Below are 24,738 nucleotides of genomic sequence, written 5' to 3' on the forward strand. Positions count from 1 at the left end.
GGACCTCATCGGGGATTTGCCCGGCCCATTGGCGCGAAGCGAGGCCGGCCTGTCAAGCCGAGCGGCCGGGCTTCGTCCGGGTGAAGATGGGCAGGCGGGCGCGATTCTGTCAGTCCCATCGGACGAACGGGTCGATGCGGCTCCGGTCGGGATCGGGGGTCTCAGAATTGAGGCATGCGCGGACGATAACGTTTCAGTGGGCCATGCAATGACATGACCAACGGACAGGTTCGAGACTCGGTAACGAGCAGGAGGCTCTGATGGGGCGGCGAAATCGACTTGCCGCGGCGCTGGCGTTCGTTGTCCTGGCCGTCGGCACCACGTCCGCGAGCGCGGCGAATTGGGGCGAGAGCCTCTTCAGCGAGCATAAGCACGACTTCGGCACGGTGGCTCGCGGGTCGGTGGTCAGGCACTCTTTCGCCCTGACGAACGTGCTGACTGAGCCCGTCACGATTGTCAACATCCGGGCCTCGTGCGGCTGCACCAGCGGCTCGGCCAACGCCTCGATCGTCCCTCCCGGCGGGAAGGCGATCGTCGAGGCCCAGATGGACACGCGCAACTTCGTCGGCCCCAAGGCCACGGTGCTGTTCGTCCACCTGGCCACGCCGTCGGGCGGCGAGGTCGAGGTCGGTATTCCCGTCCAGTCCTTGATCCTCAGCGACGTCGTGCTGAACCCGGGGACGATCGACTTCGGCACGCTCACCCGCGGTCAGAAGGTGAGCCGCGAGCTGACCATCGACCGGATCAACCTCGACGGCTGGAAGATCAACAAGATGGTCTCCGCCAGCAAGGTGCTGGACGCCAGCCTCGTGGAGACCGTCCGCCAGGGGGCCACCGTCGGCTACAAGCTGACCGTCTCGCTCAAGGCCGACGCCCCCGCCGGCGTCATCCGCGACGAGATCAGGCTCCTCAGCAACGACCCCGCCACCGCCAGCATCCCCATCCCAGTCTCCGGGGTCATTCGCGGCGACCTGAACGCCTCGCCCTCCCAGCTCAACCTGGGCAACGTCATCTCGGCCGGCGGCGTGCAGGCCCGCTTCTTCGTCCGCGGCAGCAAGCCGTTCTCGATCATCAAGATCGACGGGGCCGGCGACGGCTTCGAGCTGAGCCCGCCCGAGAAGGGGGCCAAGGCCACCCATGTCGTCACCGTCACCTTCAAGCCCGAGGCCAGCCCCGCACGCGGGGAGATCAAGCGCGTCTTCCGCATCACCACCGACGTCGCCGGCGAGGCGCCCGTCGAGGTCAACGCGACACTTCAACTCGCCCCCTGATCGGTTCGATCCATCTCAGGTCGGAGGGCCGGCCTCGCATCGATCCGATGCCTGGCCGGCCCTCCTGTGTTTCGAAGGCAATCAACGCGGCTCGGCCCTGAGAAATTGCTCGATATCCCGCAGCGTCTCGGGAGCGATGGTCCGGGTTCCACCCGCGACAGCCTCCGTCCCCCGGACGTGGTACGAGTGGCAGAGCGTGCAGTCAAACGTCGCACCGCCGCTCGCAACCTTCGAGCTTGCTCCTGCCATCCAACCCGCCTGGGCCTTGGGCGCGTGACATTGGCGGCATGACTCGATCCCCGGGATCAGGACATCCGCTTTCGACATCGAGGCCGGGGTTGCGTCGGGATAGGCCCCCGCGTGGCACGACCGGCAGTCGACGCCTCGATGCGCCGAATGATCGAAGTTGGCATGCGTGAACCAGACTTGGGGGATGTTCGCGGCCTTGACCTGGGTCGGCGCCCCAAGCTGATCTCTTGACGCGTAATCATGGCATTTCTGGCAGGCTCGATCTCCATCGAAGAGCAGCGTGGAAGCTTCTCGAACCTTGCTAACCAGTCGATCGCCCAGCGTCTGGACCTTTGGTTCCAGGGCCGAGATCGGCCCCAGGCCCGGTCGGGCGGGGACGTATCGAGCCATGAAGGCCGGGTCGTCTCGCAAGATCTCGCCCGAAAAATACTCCCGCAGCCGCGTCGAAACCTCCGACGGTTGAATGCGGTGAGTCATCATCATGTCGGGTTTCGTTGTGTCGAAGCCCAGCTCATGACAGGCGCGGCATTGCACCTCGTAGCGGATCGGGAGCATCGACGCGCCGGTCGTCGCCGCGACGGAGAGGTCGACCCGACCCGGGGCACGCAGGTCGGCCGGGTTCGTCGCGTGACACGACTGGCATCTGAGACTCACCGAGCTGTCCGCGACGCCCGAGGATCCGCGATACGCGTCCCTGTCCTTTTCGAGGCGGATCTTCGAGGCCAGGAAGGGCTTCCCACCGGGCGTCGTCGTCAGGCCAGGGCTCATGTGCAGGGCGTGGTTGAACTTGATCCCGCCGGGATCCGGATGCTTGAGGGGCTCGAACTCGGGATGAGAATTCGACAGGCCCGTCGAAAAGCCCTCAATATTCGCTAACGCCGGATTCGCGGACCCCTCATGCCGGAAATCTCCGAGCATCGCATGGCAACTCTTGCACTTGGAGTCGTCGAGCCTCGTGAGCCTGGCAAGTCGGCCCTGATGGTCCTGGTGGCAGCCGGCGCAGTCGTTCTTGGCGACGTTCATCCCCGCGGGCGCGGCGTGATGGGCGGAACCCGCGTGGCACGACTCGCAGCGTGAGGCCGCCGTCGAGGTTTTCGCGGTCAACGCCAGGGCATCGAGCGGGGAATTCCCCTTGATCGGCGTGAACGGGACGTGGCACGCCTCGCAATTCGCCTCCCAGGTGGCGTGGGCCTCGATCAAGGGGCCGGGACTCGAACGCAGCCGGCCGCCGGCGCTGGACTTCAACGTCCGGCCGTCCCACTCGAGGTTCAGGGCAAACCAGGCGGCCACCGCGACGACGCCCAGGAAGGTCAGCGCCAGCTTGCCGCGCTGGATCCCGTCGGGCGTCTTGTAATAGTCCAGCTCGATCCGCTGGGCGCGGGCCTTGCTCTCGCGACCCTGACTGGCCATGAATCGATGACCCTTGATCCGAGAGGTTCGGCGGGCGGCACGCGACGCGTGCGACTCACCAGTAGCGCAAGGCGTCCCACACATGGATCGCCATCAGAAGAACCAGGATGATCGAGAGCGGCAGGTGCACCATCAGCCAGCCGTGCAGCAGCCGGTGCAGCCGGATCTGCCGGTCGAACTGACGTCGCTGGTCGACCAGCCCTTCGAGCGTCTCGATCGCCGGTAGCGCGGCCGTGTCGAGCTTGATCCGCAGGTCGCCGAAAACCAGGGCCGCCTTCTGGGCCGATCCGAGCGGCGACGACCGGCCACCGGCCCGCAGATAGGGGCCGATCAGGGACTCATGGAGAATCCGCAGGCCGACGGACCCGGCGACCATCGTCGCGGGCACCCGCGCCTGGACGATCTTCCCCGACAGCTTGCCCACCGACCGCACCGCGCCGACGGTGACATAACCCACCTTCTCCTCGGGCTCGGCCGTCTCGTCCGCCGGAAGGCCGGTGTTCACCTCGACGCCGCACGTCGCGGCGACCAGATCGTCGGCTTCGTCGGCGAGCATCCCCGCCAGCCGGTCGATCTGATTGTAAATCGTCTCGGCGGGAAGCTCGTCGAGCATCATCCGGGGGATGACCTGCTGCATCGCCAGGCCCCAGATCCCGCTGGCGACCACCACGACCAGGTCGGCCATCAGCAACGTCGTGAGCGTCCCACCCAGCCGAAAGCCGCTGTGCAACACCAGTAGCGGCAGGCAGAGTAGCCCCAGCCAGAGGTGCGCGCTCATCCAGTGCTTCACCCGGCCGATCCGCCAGGTCCGCAGCTTCTTGCGGGGCCAGAGGAACGTCTCGAACAGGATGATCCCGCCGCCGACCAGCCCGAATGTCAGGCCGGGCACGCTGCCGCCGCCCGGCCAACGCGCGCTGTTCCACCCCGCCAAGACGAACCAGGCGACGCTCGCGAGTAGGATGACCGTTGACAACGCGATCCAGGGGCGATGGAGCCGGAACTGCGGCCCGTTGATCAGCACGAGGTCGAAATCCTCAAACGGGTTGCGATCGTGGGACGTTGATCGTACACCTACCATACAACGAGCTTGGGTCGAGTCAACGAACGGCCGACGGTCGACCACGCCTCATCTCGCAAGTTTCGGCGATCTCCCCGCGTCGAGGGTGCCTTTTTGAACGTCCTCATCGCTCCAGATAAATTCAAAGGGTGCCTCTCCGCCGCGGAGGTAGCCCGCGCGATCGCCCGGGGCGTCAGGAATGCCGCCCCCGACGCCGTCATCGACTGCATTGCCCTGGCCGACGGCGGCGAAGGGATCGTTGACGCGCTCGTCGAGTCCTCCGCCGGCACGTTGCACACCGCGAACGTCTCCGGCCCCCTGGGCCAGTCGGTCGAGGCCACCTACGGCCTGCTCGGAGACGGGACCACCGCCGTCCTGGAAATGGCCGCCGCCTCGGGCCTCGTGCTCGTCCCGCACGACCTCCGCGACCCGCTCAGGGCGACCACGCGTGGCACCGGCGAACTTCTCCTGCACGCCGTTCGGGGAGGGGCCCGCCGGGTGATCCTGGGAATCGGCGGCAGCGCCACCAACGACGGAGGCGCGGGCCTCGCTCAGGCTCTCGGGTTCAGGCTGCTCGATGTCAGGGGGGCGGAACTCGGCCCCGGCGGCGGCCCGCTGAGCGATCTCGACCGCATCGTCCCGCCCGACCATCCCCCCCTGGGCGACGCCGAGATTCTGGTCGCCTGCGACGTGACCAATCCGCTCTGCGGGCCGCAAGGGGCCTCGGCCATCTACGGACCTCAGAAGGGGGCCACCCCCGCGATGGTGGCCCAGCTCGACGCCAGCCTCGAACACTTCGCCGCAATCATCCGCCGCGACCTCGGAGTCGACATCCGCGATCTCCCCGGAGCGGGCGCCGCCGGGGGCCTGGGCGCCGGTCTCGTCGCCTTCGCCGGCGGCTCGCTCTCTCCCGGCATTGAGATCGTCCTCAAAACCCTGGGTGTGTCCGCAAAAATGGAACGGGCCGACCTCTGCCTGACGGGCGAAGGCTCGGTCGACCATTCCAGTGCCTACGGCAAAACCGTCGCCGGAGTCGGAGCCCTCGCCGCCAGTCTGGGCGTACCGGCCATCGCCCTCGCCGGCACGATCGGACCCGGCTATGAACGCCTCCACGAGCGTGGAATCGTGGCGATTTTCCCGATTGCGCCAGGGCCCATCACCCTCCAAGAATCGCTGGCCCGGGCCCCTGAACTCCTGGAGGCCGCCGCCGAAAGTCTGATGCGCCTGGTCGTCGGGTTTGCGAGCGGGCCAAAGTCTCACCTCGAGATTCGGAATAGAAACCAAGAGGATTTGTGAGGCGAACCTACAAATGGGCGTGAATGAGATCGATCTCGAAGTACTTCAACTCGCCCTGGTTCGCCTTCTGGAACATATGCGCTTTACGCGAGGGTTGAAAACCATCCCCCTAGAGTCAGATTATTATTGGTCCATTCCACGTTCTCAGTCATTCGACCTGACCACGACGATCGAAGCATCCGACATCGACGTCGGAAGCCTCTTCGATGAGCTGGAGATCGTCCGGAAACTCGCAACTCGCCAAGCGGAACCTCTGTCGATCGAACTCGCGATGATCTCGGGGCTACTTCGATACGTTGGAAATACAGTGGGCGAGCTCACCTCGAAAGACGGAGGATGACGGAAAAGTCGTGATGAGTGCCGAAACGCAACCTTTCCGATCACCGATTTCGAAGAGCAAGCCAGGAAATTAGCCGATGCCCGGGGCCTCCGAACACGACCTCATCGCCTGGATTCGCGGCCAGGCCGCCACCAATTCGCAGACCCAGGTCGGCATCGGCGATGACTGTGCGGCGCTCCGGTTCACGCCCGGACGCCAAGTCCTGGTCACAACCGATCTGCTCGCCGAAGGCCGCCATTTCCGGCTGGTAGAGACCAACGCCGAGGCCGTCGGCCGCAAGGCGCTGGCGGTAAACTTGTCGGATATCGCCGCGATGGCCGGCACTCCGGTCGCCGCGTTCGTCGCCGTGTGCCTGCCGGTGGGATCGGCCGCCGAGGTGGCTCAGGGCTTGCTGCGCGGGATGATGCCGCTTGCCCGGCAGTTCGGCGTCTCACTTGCGGGCGGCGATACGAACTCGTGGGGCGAGGGGCTCGTGGTCGCCGTGACCTTGCTGGGCGAGGCGACCGAGCGTGGCCCCGTCTTCCGATCGGGTGCGAAGCCTGGGGACCTGATCGCCGTGACGGGGCGGCTGGGCGGCAGCATCCTCGGCCGCCACCTCTCCCCCCTGCCCCGGATCGACGAGGCCCTGAAGCTGCACAAAGTCGCCCCGATCCACGCGATGATCGACCTCTCCGACGGCCTCTCCTCCGACCTGCGGCATATCCTCCGCGAGAGCGGCGGCCTGGGAGCCCTGCTCGAAGCCGGGGCCATTCCGGTCCACGCCGATGCCGTGGATCTGTCCCGCCGCGACGGCCTGAGCCCCCTGCACCATGCCCTGGACGACGGCGAAGACTTCGAGCTCTGCCTCACCGCCCCCGCCGAATCGTTCCGACTCTGGAATCAGGCCCTCGGCGACGATTTCCCGCTCCACCAGATTGGCACGATCCGCGCCGAGCCCGGCCTTTTCATCCGCCTAGAAGACGGCCGGGTCGAACCTCTGGCACGCGGCGGGTTCGACCACTTCCTCCGCGATCCCACGACCGACCCGTCGGCAACGAACGAGAGGCCGAGCTGACATGGACGTCGATCAGACCGGCCGCATTCTCCGCGTTGACACCGAGGGCGAGCACGAGACCGACCTTGTGGGCCGTGCCCTGGCCGAAATCATCCGGCCCGGGACGGTCCTCGGCGTGACCGGGCCGCTCGGTGCGGGCAAGACGCGGCTGGCCCGCGCCCTGGCCGTGGCGCTCGGGGTCCCCGAGGAACTGGTCTCCAGCCCGACCTACGTCCTGATGCAGGAGTATCCCGGCAAAATCCCGTTCTGGCACCTGGACGCTTATCGTCTGCGAGGGCCCGAGCAGTTCGAGGCGCTCGGAGTCTCGGAACTCTGGGACGAGCCCGTCGGCTTGGTCTACGTCGAGTGGGCCGAGCTTGTGCTCGACGCCCTCCCCCCCCAGACCTGGCGTTTACGCATCGAGTCGACCGGCCCCGAATCACGCCGCTGGACCTTCGACTTTCCCGTTGAACGGGGCAACGACCCGGCCTCGCGGCTCGCGGATCTGCTCCGGGCACCGAACACCCGGGCATCCCGAGCGTAATGTCATACCAGGGCCCTTGATTTCGACGCTCTTCATAGAGAAGGGCCCCGACCTTGCCCGTCGGTTTGGCCATCGACTAGACTTGAAGTCCATCCACGGGCAGCGGCAAGCGTTCGATGACGACGCGTAGGCCCAGACCCGGACGGCGACCCATGCCCGACCGACCCACCCAGGAGGGTTCACGGATGCCTCGCAGGAAACTGCTCGCGATCGCGATGGTGGGAGCCATCACCGTCCCCCTCTGGCAGAATAGCCAGGCGGCCAAGCCCAAGGACGAAGTGATGGAGCTCTACGGCGTCTTCGTCGACGCCGTCGAGATGGTCGAGATGAACTACGTCCGGCCCGTCTCGCGCAAAGACCTCCTGGAAGCGGCCCTCCGCGGCATGCTCCAGGAGCTCGACCCGCACTCGTCCTACATCAACACCGGCCAGATGAAGAACTTCCGCCGCCAGATCGAAGGGAAGTTCGGCGGGATCGGCATCCAGGTCAACGCCGACCCCGAGATCAACCGGCTCAAGGTTATCTCCCCCATGGTCGGCACCCCCGCCTACAACGCAGGGGTCCTCGCCGGCGACACCATCCTCAAGATCGACGACACCACCACCGAGGGGATGGACCTCGACAAGGCCATCGAGCTGCTCCAGGGACGCCCCGGCACGAACGTCCGCCTGGAAGTGCTGCACGAAGGCATCGAGAAGGTCGAGAACATCACTCTGGCACGGGCCATCATCGACCTGCCCAGCGTCTACGGTAATGTTCGCAAGGCCGACGACACCTGGGACTTCATGCTCGACGCCGACAAGAAGGTCGGCTACATCCGCATCACCAACTTCATGCAGAACACGACCGATGAGGTCAAGCACGCGCTCGAGGACCTCAAGGCCCAAGGGATGAAGGGTCTCATCCTCGACCTGCGTGACGACCCGGGCGGGCTGCTCAGCTCGGCCGTCGAGATCTCCGACCTGTTCCTCGAAGAAGGACAGATCGTCAGCACCAAGGGACGCAACACCGCCCCCAAGACCTTCGATGCCGAGAAGGAAGGGACTTACAGCGACTTCCCCATGGCCGTCCTGGTCAACCAGAACTCCGCCAGTGCTTCGGAGATCGTCTCCGCCGCCCTCCAGGACCACGAACGCGCCATCGTTGTTGGGCAGCGCTCGTTCGGCAAGGGGTCGGTTCAGAACATCCTCGACCTGGAAGACGGCAACTCGTTCCTCAAGCTCACCGTCGCCACCTACTGGCGCCCCTCGGGCAAGAACATCCACCGCTTCAAGGAAGCCAAGGATTCCGACGAGTGGGGCGTCTCGCCCGACAAGGGCTACGAGGTGAAGTACACCCCCGAGGAGTACTATGCCTGGGCCATCGACCGCCGCGACCGCGACCAGGCCAGCTCGCATAACAAGCCCAAGGCCCCCAAGGTCGAAGCCCCTGTCGAAAAGACTAAGGACGCCCCCAAGGCCGACGAGGCGAAGCCCAAGGACGAGGCGAAGCCCAAGGACGCGGAGAAAACCAGCCCGGCTCCCAATGAGGACAACCCGGCCAAGGAGCAATCCGGCAAGATCCGCAAGCCGTTCATCGACCGCCAGCTCATCAAGGCCGTCGAGTTCGTCACGGGAAAGATGGTCGCCGCCAAATGACTGAGCCAGAGCCGGCGGCCGGCGGGGACCAGACCCCGCCGGCCGGGCGCCCGACGATCCTGATCCTCGCCATCGAGACCACCTGCGACGAGACCGGCGTGGCCATCCTGGAAGGCCCCCGGCCCCCCTTGCTCGGAGTTCCGCGCGTCAGGTCCAGCGTCGTCGCCTCGCAGGTGGCCCTTCACGAGCGTTTCGGCGGAGTCGTTCCCGAGGTCGCCGCCCGCGAGCATCTACGCCAGTTCCTCCCCGTGCTCGACGAGGCCCTACGCCAGGCCGGCGTCAGCCTGCCCGAGATCGGCGCCGTCGCCGTGGCCACCCGCCCGGGTCTCGTCGGTGCCCTCATCGTCGGCCTGACCGCCGCCAAGTCGCTCGCCGTCGCCCTCGACGTCCCGCTCGTCGCCGTCGACCACCTCGAAGGCCACCTCTACGCCTGCCAGATGGCCCACCCCGAGGCCGAGGTCTACCCGTGCGTCGGCCTGGTCGTCTCGGGCGGCCACACGAGCCTTTATTCGTGCTCCGGCCCGCTCGACCACAAGCTCCTGGGCGGCACCATCGACGACGCGGCCGGCGAGGCCTTCGACAAGGTGTCCACTCTCCTCGGGCTTGGCTATCCCGGAGGCCCCGGCATCGAGCGAGCGGCCCTCGAAGGCAACCCGAAAGCCTTCCGCTTCCCTCGTTCGCTCATCCACGAGGACCGACTCGCCTTCAGCTTCTCGGGCCTGAAAACGGCCGTCCTTTATGCCTTGAAGGGCCAGGACGCCCGCAGTGAAGGGAAGGACCTCTCCCCCGCCCTCGTGGCCGATGTCGCCGCCAGCTTCCAGGCCGCCGTGCTCGATGTCCTCGTCAGCAAGACCCGTCAGGCGCTCAAGCACACCGGCCATCATCGGATCGGGATCGGCGGCGGGGTCGCGGCCAACTCGGCATTCCGGGCCCGGATGCAGCGACTGGCCGACGAGGAGCAGGCCGAGCTCTTCATCCCGCCGCTCTCGCTCTGCACCGACAACGCGGCCATGGCCGGCATCGCCCTGCCCAAGCTCGCCGCCGGCCAGGTCGCGAGCCTCGATGTCGACGTCACTTCGGGCCTCGTCCGCTAGAGCGTCGGGGCGACTTCAGAACCTCGGGCCGGTGGCCGGAGTCGCGTCGCTCCTGCCTTCATTCGTGGCCATCGAGCGTTGCTGCTGCTCGAGCCTCCGCCTCCGTTCCAGGGCCTGGATCTGGGCGTCGGGAATCGCCGCCACGCCGGTTCGCGGGTCGGACGAGAGCCTGAGTCGTAAGCCGATGGGGTGCATGGTCTCAACCTCTCCTGAAGATTTTCGCTCTCATGTGTTCTACGTTTAGATTTGCAAGCAGACCTACCATTCCTGGAAAAATCGCCCACAATGTTTCTCTAGTCCCCCGGGTCGCAGCGTCTCGCGTGACCGGTCGGGCCTCGTGCCGAGCAGCTTGTTCGAAGACGATCGGCACGAGTTGACGCTAACGTGAACAAAACGCGACGAAGTTGGGGCCAACAGGCCGCCCCCGAGGCAAACCCGACGATGAGCACGACCGTCCGCTGGGGAGACATCCGCGGGATTGTCTTCGACGCCGTCGGAACCTTGATCGAGCCATCTCCTTCGGTCTCGGCGTCCTATGCCGCGGCGGCCACGCGTCAGGGCATCGACGTGCCGCTCGCCGAGATCAAGCACCGCTTCCGAACCCATTTTCGCGACGACGAGGTCGACGAGCAGCTCGGGCCGATGGTCACCAGCGAGCCCTGCGAATTTCGCCGCTGGCGGCGCATCGTCGGCTGCGTGCTCCCCGAGCTCCCCGACCCTGATCGCGCGTTCCGCGAGCTCTGGGACCACTTCGGCAAGCCCGAGAGCTGGCGGCCGTTCGCCGACTCGGCCCCGACGCTCCAGGCCCTGCGCGAGGCGGGCATCCCGGTGCGGATCGGCTCAAACTTCGACGCCAGGCTCCGCGGCGTGCTGGCCGGCCTTCCTGGCCTTGCCGAGGCCGACGAGCCCCCCTTGATCTCCTCGGAGGTCGGCTTCCGCAAGCCCCACCCCTCGTTCTATCGGGCGGCGTCGGAGTCCCTGGGGATGCCCGTCTCCGCGATCCTCTTCGTGGGCGACGACCCCGAGAACGACGTGCTGGGGCCCGTCCGCGCGGGCTTGCAAGGCGTGCTCGTCGACCGTGGGGGCGAACGGCCCGACCACCTGGCCCACTTGCCCGACCTGGAGCCGATCGTCGACTTCCTGCTGGAGGCCGGGTCGCACCGGATGGTGGGTCGACGCGGCGACAAACCGGCCCATTCGGTCAAGTGAGCCGCGTCCGGGGGCCGATTCGACTTGTGAGGCTCGGCTTGCTGCATTAGGATTCCGCCCGGTCGGCTCCCCACCCGACCGTTTGGCGGGATCGCCGGTGCGCGGCGGTTTGGTCCATTCGGGCTAATTCCGCGGGCGATTCCCCCCATCCGCTCCTTTCAAGGAAGAAAGGACAACTGACGTGGCGGCCACGCTCGAACAACTCGCGGCCCTGGTGCGCGGACGTCTCATCGGCGATGGGAAGGTCTCCATCCAGTCCGCCCGGCCGGTCGCAGAGGCCGGACCAGGCGATATTACGTTCATCGAGAGCGAGCGCTACGGCAAGCTCCTGCGCGGCTCGACGGCCAGCGCGGCGCTCGTCGGCCCGCACCTGAAGCTCTCGGCCGAATACGCGCCCGGCTTCCCCGTCATCGAGGTCTCCGACCCGATCGACGCCTTCATGGCCGTGCGCAACCACCTCGACGACGAGAAGCCCCCGCGCTGGGTGGGCATCCATCACCGCTCGTACGTCGCCCCGTCCGCGAAGCTCGGAGCGGATGTCGCGATCTATCCGCTCGCTTACGTGGGCGAGGACGTTGTCGTCGGTGAAGGGTGCACCATCCATCCCGGCGCGGTTGTCGGAAACCGCTGTCGACTCGGCCAGGGGGTCATCCTCCACCCCAACGTCGTCCTCTACGACGACGTGACCCTGGGCGACCGCACCGAGGTCCACGCCGGCACCGTCCTGGGCGGCGACGGCTTCAAGTACCGCACCGTCGAGGGCCGCCACCTCAAGGTCCCGCACACAGGGCGCGTCGAAGTCGGCTCCGACGTCGAGATCGGCTCCAACTGCGCCATCGACCGCGGCACCTTCGGCGCCACCAAGATCGGCGACGGGACCAAGATCGACAACCTGGTCATGATCGCCCACAACAACGTCATCGGCCGCCACAACCTACTCTGCGGCCAGGTCGGCATCGCCGGCAGCTGCACCACCGGCGACCACGTGATCATGGCCGGCCAGGCCGGCATCAAGGATCACACCGAGATCGGCGACAAGGTCATCGTCGGCGCCCAGTCCGGGGTCCATCGCAACGTCCCGAGCAACCAACAGGTCCTCGGCTCCCCCGCGATCCCCCTCCGTGACCAGCGCCGGATCTTCCAGATGACCGCCCGCCTCCCGGACATGCAACGCCAGCTCCGCGAGCTGACCGCCCGCGTCGCCCAGCTCATGGGCAGCAACAACCTGCCCGCCGCGGCCGAGCCCGTGCCGGCCCAGCCCGACGACCCGACCGGCTTCTGATCGATGCCCACATCGCCCCCTTCGAGGACCGAGCCGGTGGCAACGACGACCGCACCGGGCCCCCGAGCCACGACCCCCGCGCGGGCCGACTCGCCCGTCGGCCTGATCGCCGGCAGCGGCCGATTCCCGATCCTCTTCGCCCAGGCCGCCCGGGCGCAGGGGCTCCGGGTCGCCTGCGTCGGCATCCGCCACGAGGCGCCGCCCGAGCTTCGTGAGATGTGCGACTCTTATGACGAGGTCGGCATCAGCCACCTTGGCGGGATGATCCGCGCCTTCCGTCGACGCGGCGTCGAGCGTGCGGTGATGGCGGGCAAGGTCACGAAGAACGTGATGTACACCCCGCGCCGGTTCCTCCAGCTCTGGCCCGACCTGCGGATGATCCGCTTCTGGTACGGCCGCCTCGGCGACAAGAAGGACGACTCGATCCTGCTTGGCGTCATCGCCGAGTTCGAACGCGACGGGATCCCCTTCGGATCGGCCCTGGACTACTGCCCGGAGCTCCTCGTGACCGCTGGAACCCTCACACGCCGCCAGCCGACCACCAAGGAACGGCTCGACATCGACTTTGGCTGGACCCTGGCCAAGGAGATGGGCCGCCTCGACGTCGGCCAGTCCGTCGCCGTCAAGGAACTGGCCACCCTCGCCATCGAGGCCATCGAGGGCACCGACCGCTGCATCGAGCGGGCCGGCCACCTCTGCAAGTCGGGCGGCTGGACCCTCGTCAAGGTCGCCAAGCCCCAGCAAGATATGCGCTTCGACGTCCCCACCGTCGGCATCACCACCATCGAGAATCTCCACAAGGCCGGAGCCCGGGTCCTCGCCATCGAAGCCAGCCGGACCATCGTCATCGACCAGCCCGACGTCGTGAAGCTGGCCGACAAATACGGGATGACCATCATCGCCCTCGACCCCGACGCCCGCTGAGTTTATTCCATCGTTTTGGCCGCGTGTCCTTGTAATTTAGTCTGACCTCATTCCACTTCGTCGCCTGCCGAGCTTCTTGCAGAATACTTTCAACATATTACATAATTTTGCATGTTCCCCTTCCTGGGTTGCTCTCATCCCCACCTTCGCGGTGAGGGCCCGACGGGCGTCGTCGTCGTCGAGCTGAACGACCCGGCGTGGGAATTTGGTGGTCGTGGTCGTCACACCTCAGGATGCGAATTGAGTTGGACTGCGGTTCGCGAGTTTTCGATCGAGCAGGGTTTCCAGCGCATCGGTGCCAGTTTTGGAAATTGTTGTGTGGCTACGGGCTTACGACTCGGAATTTCTCGGGCCGAATCATCATTCGTGCGATTTGTGGCGCAGAATTGGAGGAGGTCATCTTTCAGTAATCGTCGCAGATTATCCTCAAGAGAAAGAGCCCCCGATGAATTCCGAAAACTCGAGGCTCGAGGAATCGCGTAGCGGTCGAGTCGAGTGGAAGAAGTGGGGGCCGTATTTGTCCGAACGCCAGTGGGGCACTGTGCGTGAGGACTACAGCGAAAATGGGGACGCCTGGAACTTCTTTACCCACGATCATGCCCGCTCGCGTGCATATCGCTGGGGCGAAGATGGTCTGGCCGGCATTTCCGATGACCATCAGCGGCTCTGCTTTTCATTGGCCCTGTGGAACGGTAATGATCCGATCCTCAAGGAGCGGATGTTTGGATTGACCAACAGCGAAGGCAACCACGGCGAGGACGTCAAGGAATACTACTTCTATCTCGACAGCACGCCGACCCACTCGTACATGAAGTATCTGTACAAATACCCGCATGCGGCGTATCCCTACGCCGATCTCTTGGAGACGAACCGGCGGCGAAACCGCGACGAGATGGAGTATGAGCTCCTCGACACGGGCATCTTCGACGACGACCGATACTTCGACATCTTCGTCGAGTATGCCAAGGGCGGCCCGGAGGACATCCTGGTGCGGATCACGGCCGTCAACCGTGGACCGGACGCGGCTGAACTGCATCTTCTGCCGACATTGTGGTTCCGAAATGACTGGTCGTCCTGGATCGCCGATTCGAACCGAGCGACCCAGAAACCCAACCTCACGCAGGTCAAGACCTCGGCAGGCAGAAGCGCGGTCACGGGCACACATCCGATTCTCGGTGAATTCACCCTTTACTGCGAGGGCGAGACCCCGCTGCTCTTCACCGAGAATGAAACCAACCACGAGAAGCTGTTTCCCGCGCTGCAGAACGAGAGCCCCCATGTCAAGGACGGCATCAACGACTACATCGTGCAAGGCCATCAGGACGCGGTGAATCCGGCGAAGCAGGGCACGAAGGCCGCTGCCCACTACCACGTCAATGTCGGCGGCGGCCAGACCGAAGTGATTCGACTGCGGCTCTCCAAGGCTTCTCCAGGGCAGACATGCAACCCGTTCGGCACGCTCTTCAATGAGGTCTTCGCGGACAGGCTTCGTGAAGCCGATGAGTTTTACAAGTCGGTGACCCCGCCATCGGTGAGCGCCGACGCGGCCAACGTGATGCGCCAGGCTCTGGCTGGCATGCTCTGGAGCAAGCAGTTCTTCTTCTTCGACGGCGACAACTGGCTGGATGAGCACAATTCCAACCCGCTGCATTCCGGATATCGCAATTCCCGGAACTCGGAATGGTTCCACATGTTGAACAAGGACATCATCTCGATGCCCGACAAGTGGGAGTATCCCTGGTACGCGGCCTGGGATCTGGCGTTCCATGCGCTTCCGCTGGCGATCGTTGACCCCGACTTCGCCAAGGATCAGCTGAGGCTGATGCTCAAGGGAGTTTACCTGCATCCCAGCGGCCAGATTCCGGCTTATGAGTGGAATTTCAGCGACGTGAACCCGCCGGTTCATGCCTGGGCAACACTCTTCCTCCATCGCACCACCCAGGCCCTGGGCGGCGAAACGGATGTCGATTTCCTCAGGGGGACGTTCAACAAGCTGATGTTGAACTTCACCTGGTGGGCGAATCGCAAGGACCGCTTCGGGAAGAACGTCTTCGAGGGGGGCTTCCTCGGCCTCGACAACATCGGCGTCTTCGATCGCAGCGCCCCGCTCCCGACCGGTGGCCACCTGGAGCAGGCGGACGGCACGGCCTGGATGGCGCTGTTCAGCCAGAACATGGCGGAACTGGCCGTCGAACTCGCTGTCCACGATCCGTGTTACGAGGACATGGTCGTTAAGTTCGTGGAGCAATTCCTCTACATTGCCGCGGCGATGAACCGTCGCGGGCAGGACAGCATGTGGGACGAGGAGGACGGCTTTTACTACGACCTCCTGCGACTTCCCGACGGCAGCGCCACGCGGCTCAAGGTGCGTTCCCTGGTGGGGTTGCTGCCCCTTTGTGCCACGACGGTCATCGAAGAATGGCAGCGAGAGCGCGTTCCGCGGGCGATGACCGGTCTGTTGGATCTGCTACGCCGGATACCGGAACTTGCGAATGCGATTCACCCCACCGGACCGGGTCACCTCGGCGCGAACGGGCGCGGGATCTTCGCCCTGCTCAATCCGGAACGGCTCCGCCGGGTCCTCACGAAGATGCTTGACGAAGACGAGTTCCTGGGCCCCTACGGAATCCGCTCGATCTCGAAGTTCCACGAGCAGCATCCCTACGTCTTCCACGTCCAGGGCCAGGAGTACCGGGTGGACTATCTGCCGGCCGAGTCGAACACGGGAATGTTCGGCGGCAATTCGAACTGGCGCGGCCCGGTCTGGATGCCGGTGAACGCCATGATCATCCGGGCCCTCCTGCAGTTCTACCTGTACTACGGCGACAACTTTAAGATCGAATGCCCCACGGGGTCGGGCAAGATGATGAACCTCTTCGAGGTGAGCGAGGAGATCTCCGACCGTCTCACTCGGACATTCCTGCGCGATGAGCAGGGCCGGCGTCCGGTCTACGGCGGCACGGAGAAATTCCAATCCGACCCCCACTGGCAGGATCACATCCTCTTCTACGAATATTTCCACGGCGACAACGGCGCGGGCCTGGGCGCGAGCCATCAGACCGGCTGGACCGGGCTCGTGGCCAAGTTCATCCAGCTCTATGGCTTCCTGGATGCGGATCAAGCGTTGGAAGGCGGCAAGATGGCGGGTTTCCAGAAAGTGAAAGGGGAACAATGACATGAGCGAGCCACGTTATCCCTCACTTTATCAGATCAATACCCGTGTCTGGCTTACGGAACTTTCCCAGAAGCTGGGACACTCCGCGACCTTGGACGACATTCCGGATGTCGAATTGGATCGCCTTGCCGAGTTAGGCTTCGACTGGATCTGGTTCCTTAGCGTCTGGCAAACCGGCCCGGGGTCGCAGCGAGTCTCGCGCAACAATCCAGATTGGCGCCGTGAATTTCAGGAGACGCTTCCGGATTTACGCGAGGAAGACATTGCCGGCTCAGGCTTCGCGATTACCGGCTACACGGTGCATCAGAATCTCGGAGGTGACGCTGCGCTGGCCCGCCTGCGCGAGCGGCTCCGCAAGTGCGGCCTGAGGCTCATGCTCGACTTCGTGCCCAATCACATGGGGCTCGATCATCCTTGGATCGAACATCATCCCGAGTATTTCATTCCTGGCACTGAAGTCGACCTGGCCAGCACTCCGCAGAATTTCACCCGAGTCAGTCGGCAGGGGGGCGATCTGATCTTGGCCTACGGCCGTGATCCGTATTTCTCCGGCTGGCCCGACACACTGCAACTCAACTATGCCAACACCGCTACGCAGGAAGCGATGATCGGAGAACTGGTCAAGATCGCCGGTCAGTGCGACGGTGTGCGCTGCGACATGGCGATGCTGGTCTTGCCGGACGTGTTCGACAGGACGTGGGGCCAGCGTGCGCCCCTCTTCTGGCCGAACGCGACACGACGGGTTCGAGAGCGCTCGCCGGGCTTCGTTTTCATGGCCGAAGTCTATTGGGACCTTGAATGGACGCTCCAGCAACAGGGATTTGATTACGCCTACGACAAGCGACTCTATGACCGCTTGCGTGACCACCACGCCCGTCCGGTCCGCGAACACTTTCACGCCGGCCTGGACTACCAGGATAAGCTGGCCCGCTTCCTGGAGAATCACGACGAGCCGCGGGCGGCGGCCACCTTCCCTCCTTGCATCCACGAAGCCGCCGCCGTCATCACGTATCTATCTCCAGGACTAAGGTTTTTTCATCAGGGACAATTCGAAGGGAGGAAGAAGAGGATTTCGCCCCATCTCTGTCGTGCACCGTTCGAGCCAGTCGATCCGGCGATTCGGCAGTTTTATGATCGTCTACTGACCATCATTCGTCAGCGAGTTGTGCGTGATGGTCAGTGGTACTTGCTCGAATGCGCGCCCGCCTGGGATGGTAACTGGACACACGATTGCGTCGTGGCTTTTGGCTGGCAAAGGGCGGATGGAGAACTGCTCCTCGTGGTCGTGAATTATGCCCCGAACCAAAGCCAGTGTCGTATCCGTCTATCGTTCTCGGATTTAGGTGGCTACTCCTGGAATTTACAGGACCAGCTCAGCTCCGACCGCGTTGATCGCGACGGCAGTGAACTTCAATCTCAGGGATTATTCGTCGATTTACGACCTTGGCAGGCGTCAGTCTTCACGTTCAGCAGGATGGCCGGGCCACCTACGTGACGCGTCCGGCTCACTGGCATGACCATGACAAATTCCGTCAAGCCCCGTTTTTCTTTGGGGATTTCTTGCCCTCCCTGCCGAGGAAAAGGATTGCGATGCTCTCGCGTCAGTCGTTCCCTTAGAACTCGTTCAGTGAGGTGGTTTTGCAGTCAGGCGGCGCGGGCACTCTCCGACTTTGCGTCGCAGTTCTGCTCCTCCTCTCGGGATCGGCATCGGGCGCCGCGCCGACCGAACAGGCTGGGATTGAAGATCCAGCGGAATCGACAAGGGGCCTCGATGAACAGATCGTCGCGCCAGTGCCCCGGCCAACGCTGGCCTTGCACCAAAGCTGCGACTTGTGGAAGCGATGGCAACTGCCAGGTGACTGGTTTGGCTCGCGAAACCAACTCGCCGAGAACGGCCTGACCTTCTTGGGTGATCTCACCCAGTACTATCAGGGGGTGACCACTGGCGGCCTGGCTCAGCGCTTTGCTTATGGTGGTCGCGGCGACTATCTGATCGACATTGATACCAGGAAATCGGGACTCTGGTCAGGAGGGCACCTCGATCTCCGCGGTGAGACGCGCCTGGGGCAGGACACAAATGAGATCGACGGCGCGGTGGCACTGTCGAACTTCGCCATGGCACTCCCGCGGCCGAACCGGGATGCGACGGCGCTCACCGGCGTGCAATACACGCAGGATCTCTCGCAACGCGCCTCCGTCTTCTTCGGTAAGCTCAACCTCCTGGATGGGACCCCTGCCGCGTACGCCCGAGGCCTGCGTCTGAACTACTTCTGGAACGCGGCGATGCAGGCCAACCTCAGCCGGGCCTATCTGCTCCCTAGCGCTCTGGGAGCCGGCTTCACGGTACGAGGCGAGGTCGAACCGGTGTTCAATTTTTATCTGCTCGATACCCATTACATCCCCATGACGAGCGGATTCTCGACGTTGTTCTCCAATGGCGTAGTGGCCTATGGAGAATACCGGCTGAGGACCTCTTGGTTCGACCTTCCGGGGCATAGCACGTTTGGATTTCTCTATTCTAGCGCGGCCCGGACGGCCCTTAATAGCAATCCTTATCTGCTTCTCCGGTTGGCCCTCTCGGGGGCTCCGTTACCTGTGGAGGACTCCGCCTGGACCGTGACCTATCACCTCGATCAGGTGCTTTATGCCGATGCGGACGATCCAAGGCGCACCTGGACCCTCAACAGTGATCTCGGCCTGACCGACGGGAATCCGAACCCGATCCGCTGGTTCGCCAACGTGTCCCTGGTCGGGAACAGCCCGATCCGCAGTCGCGAGAACGACACGATTGGCATCGGCTATTACCACCTCGGGGTCAGTAAACTGCCGATCCTGACAATTCACGGTCTCGGCGCCGAGGACGGCGTAGAATTATTTTACAATGCGGCAGTTACCCCATGGTTCCATGTGACACCTGACCTGCAAATCCTCGACCCCGCACAAGAGCACACCGCGCCGGCCCTCCTCTTCGGCATCAGGGCCAGGCTATCGTTCTGATCCGAGAACTTGAGATAAATCGTGGCGGGGGCCGGGAAGGGGACATTCTGATTTTCACAATAGTTCCACACGATCTAGAGGCCGTAATGGAAGCCTCTTTCCTGTGTCACTCTACGTGTTGGCCTACTTTACGACCGCCCTCAGATTGACCTGCGTAGGCCCGTGAACGGGCGGGCCGGGAACAATCCAACACGGCGGCTGGAATTATTTTCCCATTTTGCCCACTTTTATGTCCGGGACGTCCCTCTTAAGGGATAGTATTCAATAGAGGCCCAGATCTCGCGCGATGCCGCGCGGGCCGGGCCGCTCCGCCGACGTCGGCGAGCACTCGCACCCTCCGAATCCGCACCCAGGAAGCGACGCAGCACCATGGGCAAGCTCGAAGTCAGCCAGCGCCGGATTGATGCCAATCGCCGCAATGCTCAGAAGAGCACCGGGCCGAAGACGGAGGAGGGGAAGGCGCGGTCTCGCCGGAATAGCCTGATTCATGGGCTGGCGGGCAATGGCGTGGTTGTTCCCGAGAACGAGGCGCAGGCGGTCCGGGAGCGGGGCGAGCAGCTTGTTTCGTCGTTGCGACCGATGAATGCGTTCGAGATGGGGCTGGTCGAGACGATCGCCGTCGAGGGCGTGCGGATTGATCGGTGTCGGATTGAGGAACGGCTGGTGCGGGATGTCCGGGCGCGGCGGGCCGGGGCCTGCTGGCTTGACGAGCGGAAGGCCGAGGCGGCGAAGCTGGGCCGGACACTGGCGGGGATGCCCGACGAGGTGGCGCCTCGGCTGGCGATGAGTGCGGCCGGTTGTGACTGGCTGATGATGCGATGGCGGGCTTTGGGGAAGGTGCTGGCCAAGGCGGGGGGCTGGAGCGACGAGCAGCGGTCGCTGGCGATGGACCTGATGGGCGTGGCGGCCGATGTTCGTGCGATGGATAGCCCGCTCGATGCCCCAGAGGGGATCGACGCGGGGGAATACCTTCGGGAACTCGTCGAGTTCGAGCTGGAAGGGCTGGCGGCGCGGCAGGAGGAGGCCCTCGACGCGATTGACGACGACCTGCGCGAGGCGACGTCGATGGGCCTGATCGCCGTGGATGACCCGACGCTCGTGCTGCTGCGTCGCTACGAGACGGCCAGCTTCAGGCGTCAGCGCTGGGCGCTGGAGATGCTGCACAAGGGACGCCAGCGCGCCGAGCCGGTGCCGACGATGACCCACGATTACGTCGAGCGGCCCCGCCCGGATTTCTCAGTCTGGGGCGCCCCGGACCCGGTCCCGCACGGCGACGAGCCTTCGCCGCGTCCCGACCCCGATACCCCGACACCCGATCCTGATCGGTCGCATCCCAGGGCCGACGATTCGGATCTCGCCGACCACGCCCCGGCGAGCGGGGCCGCGACACCTCGCGCAGAACGAAGCCAAAACGTCGGCCCGGGGCATTTCGCGGAACGAAGCCATCTCGCGGGCCGGTTGCGTCGTCTGGCCCGGTCGCTGGGCGTGAAGGGTGTGGCCGTGCGGCCCGCCAGGCCGTTCAGAAAGCCCGAACCGCGACGGTCAAGGCCCTCGATGTTGCAGGCTCGGCCGATGCGCACGGAGATCCTCCGCGTCTTCTCGGCCCCGGCAGCCTGAAAACGCGCGTTGATCCATCGATAACGGCCCATTCTTTGACAATGCGGATGAGTCTGGCCAATGCATGCGCCAGCCGAAGCGTCCGCACGGACGTCGAGGGAGCACCCGTCGACCGCGCGCCCGGACTTGCCGATCTGCCCGAGGGCACTCAGGCGGAAGTGACGGACTTGCCCTCTATCGCGGGGGCATCTCGGAGGTCGAGCCAGAGCATGATGAGGCTGACGCAGGCCGCGACGACGAGTAGCCACTCGCCGGGCTTGTTCCACCAGCCGAGCACACCCAGTCCCGAGAAGGCCAGGGACACCGCGAGGATGATCAGGGAGAGCCGTCGATGGAACCGGCCGACGTCGGTCTCGTGGAACTCGGCGAGCGAGCGATAGACGTGCCGGCCCTCGTCATGAGGAGTACAGAACGACTTGAGCACGCACGCGTTGCACGACGGGGCCGGGGCCTTGTAGATTGCCAGCTTGTTCCGGTCGTCGAAGGTCTTCAGGGTGAGTAGCTCCCCCTGAGGGCACTCGTAACGGTCGAGGTGCACGTCATAGGCGAACCCGGCATGGGCATACCTCTCGGCGCGGTGGAAGTGGGCCCTGGCCAGAAACTCCAGGGCCCACCCGCCGACCCAGAGGACCATCACATAGGCCAGGAGCAGGACCAGCTCGAGGTCGAGCGGCTCCCCCCAGACGTTGAGCTTCGGCAGCATGGGAGGAAGCCCCCTGACCCGAATGAATCGAATGGCCCCGATTGATGGATCAGTCGCGGAGGATCGCCCCGGCGGGCGTGATCTCGGTGTAGAGCGTGGTCTCGAGCGGAGCCCCCGTCCGGTCCGCCGAGATCGAGGCCTTCCGCGTCCGAAGGGCGACCTTCAGCGTCAGCCAGACGAGCGGGAACGAGCCGGCCATGAACAGCAGGTCGCCCGGCATCCGAGCCCACGAGAGCCAGGGGTAGTTCAGATACCACTCCGTCCGCGCGTGCCAGTAGCCGTTGGTCACCACGTCCCCGAGCTGGAGCACACCGAGCGGGAAGAGGTGCCCGAGAATCATCAGCATCAGGCCGAGATTGGTCGCCCAGAAGGAGAACCGCACCAGCCCCTCGTTCCAGTCCTCGGGCCGGGCGAGGTACCTCGTGCAGAACACCAGGAGCGCCAGCGCGAGCATGCCGTAAACGCCCATGAAGGCCGCGTGGGCGTGGTTCGAGGTGAGGAGCGTGCCGATCTCGAAGTAGCTGACGACCGGCAGGTTGATCAGGAATCCGAAGACACCGGCTCCGAGAAAATTCCAGAACCCCACCGACGCTAGGAACATCACAGCCCATCGATGCGGGAACGGGGCACCCCCGGTGGCCTGTTGCCTGGTCCCGAGTTGGAGGAACGACCAGGCTTCAACCGTCAGGAGGGTCAGCGGGATGACCTCGGCCGCCGAGAAGAATGCCCCGAGCGCCATCTCGACCGCCGGCCCGCCGCTGAAGTAGCAGTGGTGGAGCGTCCCGACAACGCCGCCGATCGAATAAAGCATCACGTCGAAGTAGATGAGTCGCGTGGCAAACCGCTCGGAGACGATCCCCATCAAGACGAAGATCAGGGCCACGAGCATGGTCGTGAACAACTCCAGGAAGTCCTCGACCCAGAGGTGAACGACCCAGAACCGCCAGAAGTCGCCGATCGCGAACGTGCTCCGGGTGTGGGTCATCAGGCCAATCGCATAGAAGGCAGGGATCGAGAGCGAGCTGTAAAGGAACAGCCAGGGCAAGTTCCCTCGGCTCTCGATCGCCAGGCGTGGCCTGAGCCCTCGATAGACGATCACCACCCAGAGCAACATCCCGCCGATGAGGAGATACATCCAGAATCGTCCGAGTTCCAGATATTCCCACCCCTGCGCCCCGAAGAACGAGCGGAGCCCCCGCGGGAGAAGTCCATGGTAGCTGAGATACTCGCCGCCAAGGCTGCCGAAGACGACTATGGAGAGCGCCCCGAGCAACAACCCGGAGAGCACGCCCTGACCGCGCGGTTCGCGGCCGGAGATGAGCGGCGCGAGGAAGATGCCGGCCGCCAGGTAGGCCGTCGCCACGAAGAAGATGGCCATCTGGAGGTGCCAGGTCCGGGTCAGGTTATACGGCAGCCACCTCGGCAGGTCGATTCCGAAGAAGCCACCGGCCTCGACCATGTAGTGGACCGTGGCGCCTCCGACCAGATTCTGGAGCACGAAGAGAACGGCCACGACCAGGAAGAACCAGGCGGTCACGCGTTGGGCGGGCGTCAGGGCCACGGAGGAAGGGGGCACGAAGCGGATCTGCCGCTCCTCGGATTCATGCCAGCCGACGATCCGCGAATGTCGACCGTAGAGGCCGAGGACGAGGCCGCTCCCCCCCAGGAGTGTCACCAGCGACAGGGTGCTCCACATGATGGCATCGCCGGTGAGCACGTTGCCGACAAGCTCCTCGGGGGGCCAGTTGTTCGTGTACGAGTAGGTCTTCCCGGGTCGGCGGGCCACGCCCGTCCAGGCGGTCCAGGCGATGAAGGCCGAGATTGCGCGGGCATCCTCGGCGTCGGTGATCATCCCCGCCCTGAGCCCCTCGCCGCTCGCCTTCCGGTTGTACATCAGCTCGCCGAAGTGGACGTGGATCGTCTCGAACGCCGCCAACTGGCCGGCGGTCCAGACAAGTGTCCCCGTCTTCGGGTCATAGCGGTTCGCCTGAAGCTCGCGCCGCATCCGCGCCTCGGCCGCGTCGTCGTCGCCGTACGCGGCCTTCATCTGCACGGCCATCCGGTGCAGATAGTCGGCCGTGAAGTCAGGACCGAGGTAAGCCCCGTGGCCGTAGACGGTCCCGAACTGCATCAGGCCGTAGGTGAGGAACTGCTCCTGGCCGTCGAGGATCTGCTTCTCCGTGAAGAGCACATGGCCCGCCTCGTCGACGATCCTCGCGGGGACCGGCGCGTGATCCTGGTAGATGCGGATCGCCGAGAAGCCCAGGATCGAGAACCCGATGATGAAGGTCAGGATCGACCCCTGCAACCAGAGCGGCGAGACCGTCATGGGGCTTCGACTAGTCATGCTCATTGCTCCTGCGGGAGAGGTGGGAGCGTTCCGGAGAGACTCGAATCCGGATGGCATCGACCGCGACTTCGCCTCGGTCCTGCCGGCCGGCAGTCGGGCGAGAACGGCCGCGTTTTAGTGGAGATCATTCCCCGGATTGGGCGAGGCACGCTCCGTCCAGCGGAGGGGGTGGGCTCGCCGTCTCAGTGAGAACTCTCGGCCGGTGCCGAGCTGCTATCGAATGCCGCGAGCGATCGGGTCCATCAGGCCTTCGAGGCACCAGGATGTTAGCATACCGCCGATCCGATCCCGCGCGATTTCGTGCCACGGGCGATCGTTCTTCTCATCTGACCAAGGATTTCAGATCGCCACCAAATCGATTGTCAAGCTCGTCATTCAACCGAGTCGCCGAGAGTCGATCGTTCTGCTTTTCGATCAAGATGTTTTTAGAAGTTCGGACTGCCGATGCGGGTGAGCGTTCGAAAAATTGCTTCGGATTCGCCGACCTCATGTTCCCCACCGTCAGCGAAATGGCCGCTGCGGTCATCGAGGAGGCGACGACGGGTCGCCG

19 protein-coding genes are annotated in these 24,738 nt (G+C 64.6%); 14 read left to right on the forward strand and 5 right to left on the reverse strand.

Annotated elements, in window-relative coordinates; translation table 11 throughout:
* Nucleotides 1-260: 260 nt before the first annotated feature.
* Nucleotides 261-1,271, forward strand: a complete 1,011-nt coding sequence (locus EP7_RS19475; RefSeq protein WP_463523749.1) for a DUF1573 domain-containing protein — start codon at nucleotides 261-263, stop codon at nucleotides 1,269-1,271.
* A gap of 81 nt (nucleotides 1,272-1,352) precedes the next feature.
* Here EP7_RS19475 and EP7_RS19480 read toward each other — a convergent pair whose 3' ends face one another.
* The gene (locus EP7_RS19480) at nucleotides 1,353-2,930 is read right to left on the reverse strand and encodes a cytochrome c3 family protein (protein ID WP_463523751.1); all 1,578 of its coding nucleotides are present in this window, start codon (nucleotides 2,928-2,930) and stop codon (nucleotides 1,353-1,355) included.
* A 55-nt stretch (nucleotides 2,931-2,985) separates the two neighbouring features.
* Nucleotides 2,986-3,951 carry a hypothetical protein gene (locus EP7_RS19485; RefSeq protein ID WP_463523753.1) on the reverse strand — a complete coding sequence of 322 codons (966 nt, stop codon included), beginning with the start codon at nucleotides 3,949-3,951 and terminating at the stop codon, nucleotides 2,986-2,988.
* Between the two features lie 150 nt (nucleotides 3,952-4,101).
* Between EP7_RS19485 and EP7_RS19490 the strand changes: the two genes are divergently transcribed.
* The 6 genes from EP7_RS19490 (at nucleotide 4,102) to tsaD (ending at nucleotide 9,931) form a co-directional block, all read left to right on the forward strand.
* On the forward strand, nucleotides 4,102-5,283 hold the full coding sequence (locus tag EP7_RS19490) for a glycerate kinase family protein (RefSeq protein WP_463523755.1): 1,182 nt from the start codon (nucleotides 4,102-4,104) through the stop codon (nucleotides 5,281-5,283).
* 13 nt (nucleotides 5,284-5,296) lie between these two features.
* Nucleotides 5,297-5,623: a hypothetical protein gene (locus EP7_RS19495; protein WP_463523757.1), complete on the forward strand. Its 327-nt coding sequence runs from the start codon at nucleotides 5,297-5,299 to the stop codon at nucleotides 5,621-5,623.
* Between the two features lie 76 nt (nucleotides 5,624-5,699).
* Nucleotides 5,700-6,677 carry a thiamine-phosphate kinase gene (locus EP7_RS19500; RefSeq protein WP_463523759.1) on the forward strand — a complete coding sequence of 326 codons (978 nt, stop codon included), beginning with the start codon at nucleotides 5,700-5,702 and terminating at the stop codon, nucleotides 6,675-6,677.
* A gap of 1 nt (nucleotide 6,678) precedes the next feature.
* Nucleotides 6,679-7,200, forward strand: a complete 522-nt coding sequence (gene tsaE / locus EP7_RS19505; RefSeq protein WP_463523760.1) for a tRNA (adenosine(37)-N6)-threonylcarbamoyltransferase complex ATPase subunit type 1 TsaE — start codon at nucleotides 6,679-6,681, stop codon at nucleotides 7,198-7,200.
* Between the two features lie 185 nt (nucleotides 7,201-7,385).
* Nucleotides 7,386-8,837 (forward strand): S41 family peptidase, encoded by a 1,452-nt coding sequence (locus tag EP7_RS19510; RefSeq protein ID WP_463523761.1) that lies wholly within the window; start codon nucleotides 7,386-7,388, stop codon nucleotides 8,835-8,837.
* Nucleotides 8,834-9,931 carry a tRNA (adenosine(37)-N6)-threonylcarbamoyltransferase complex transferase subunit TsaD gene (gene tsaD, locus EP7_RS19515; protein ID WP_463523762.1) on the forward strand — a complete coding sequence of 366 codons (1,098 nt, stop codon included), beginning with the start codon at nucleotides 8,834-8,836 and terminating at the stop codon, nucleotides 9,929-9,931. Before EP7_RS19510 ends, tsaD begins: the two co-directional genes overlap by 4 nt.
* 15 nt (nucleotides 9,932-9,946) lie before the next feature.
* On the opposite strand, the gene EP7_RS19520 is transcribed toward tsaD, so the two are convergent.
* A complete protein-coding gene (locus tag EP7_RS19520; protein WP_463523764.1) occupies nucleotides 9,947-10,126 on the reverse strand; it encodes a hypothetical protein in 180 nt (59 codons plus the stop codon).
* Nucleotides 10,127-10,372: 246 nt separating this feature from the next.
* On the opposite strand from EP7_RS19520, the gene EP7_RS19525 reads away from it, so the two are divergent.
* The 7 genes from EP7_RS19525 (at nucleotide 10,373) to EP7_RS19555 (ending at nucleotide 21,135) form a co-directional block, all read left to right on the forward strand.
* Entirely contained in the window at nucleotides 10,373-11,140 is a 768-nt protein-coding gene (locus EP7_RS19525; protein ID WP_463523766.1) for an HAD-IA family hydrolase, read from the forward strand.
* Nucleotides 11,141-11,321: 181 nt separating this feature from the next.
* Nucleotides 11,322-12,422 carry a UDP-3-O-(3-hydroxymyristoyl)glucosamine N-acyltransferase gene (lpxD, locus tag EP7_RS19530; protein WP_463523768.1) on the forward strand — a complete coding sequence of 367 codons (1,101 nt, stop codon included), beginning with the start codon at nucleotides 11,322-11,324 and terminating at the stop codon, nucleotides 12,420-12,422.
* A 36-nt stretch (nucleotides 12,423-12,458) separates the two neighbouring features.
* Nucleotides 12,459-13,346, forward strand: a complete 888-nt coding sequence (locus EP7_RS19535; RefSeq protein ID WP_463523770.1) for an LpxI family protein — start codon at nucleotides 12,459-12,461, stop codon at nucleotides 13,344-13,346.
* Nucleotides 13,347-13,791: 445 nt separating this feature from the next.
* Nucleotides 13,792-16,521, forward strand: coding sequence for an MGH1-like glycoside hydrolase domain-containing protein (locus EP7_RS19540; RefSeq protein ID WP_463528439.1), 2,730 nt, complete (start codon nucleotides 13,792-13,794; stop codon nucleotides 16,519-16,521).
* 1 nt (nucleotide 16,522) lies between these two features.
* A complete protein-coding gene (locus EP7_RS19545; protein ID WP_463523772.1) occupies nucleotides 16,523-18,016 on the forward strand; it encodes an alpha-amylase family glycosyl hydrolase in 1,494 nt (497 codons plus the stop codon).
* A gap of 335 nt (nucleotides 18,017-18,351) precedes the next feature.
* Nucleotides 18,352-19,518, forward strand: a complete 1,167-nt coding sequence (locus EP7_RS19550; RefSeq protein ID WP_463523774.1) for a carbohydrate porin — start codon at nucleotides 18,352-18,354, stop codon at nucleotides 19,516-19,518.
* A 369-nt stretch (nucleotides 19,519-19,887) separates the two neighbouring features.
* On the forward strand, nucleotides 19,888-21,135 hold the full coding sequence (locus EP7_RS19555; protein ID WP_463523776.1) for a hypothetical protein: 1,248 nt from the start codon (nucleotides 19,888-19,890) through the stop codon (nucleotides 21,133-21,135).
* A 148-nt stretch (nucleotides 21,136-21,283) separates the two neighbouring features.
* Here EP7_RS19555 and EP7_RS19560 read toward each other — a convergent pair whose 3' ends face one another.
* A complete protein-coding gene (locus tag EP7_RS19560; RefSeq protein WP_463523778.1) occupies nucleotides 21,284-21,838 on the reverse strand; it encodes a hypothetical protein in 555 nt (184 codons plus the stop codon).
* Nucleotides 21,839-21,887: 49 nt separating this feature from the next.
* Nucleotides 21,888-24,185, reverse strand: coding sequence for a nitric-oxide reductase large subunit (locus EP7_RS19565; protein WP_463523780.1), 2,298 nt, complete (start codon nucleotides 24,183-24,185; stop codon nucleotides 21,888-21,890).
* Nucleotides 24,186-24,738: the final 553 nt, after the last annotated feature.

This window comes from Isosphaeraceae bacterium EP7, from assembly GCA_038400315.1.
GTDB lineage: Bacteria > Planctomycetota > Planctomycetia > Isosphaerales > Isosphaeraceae > EP7.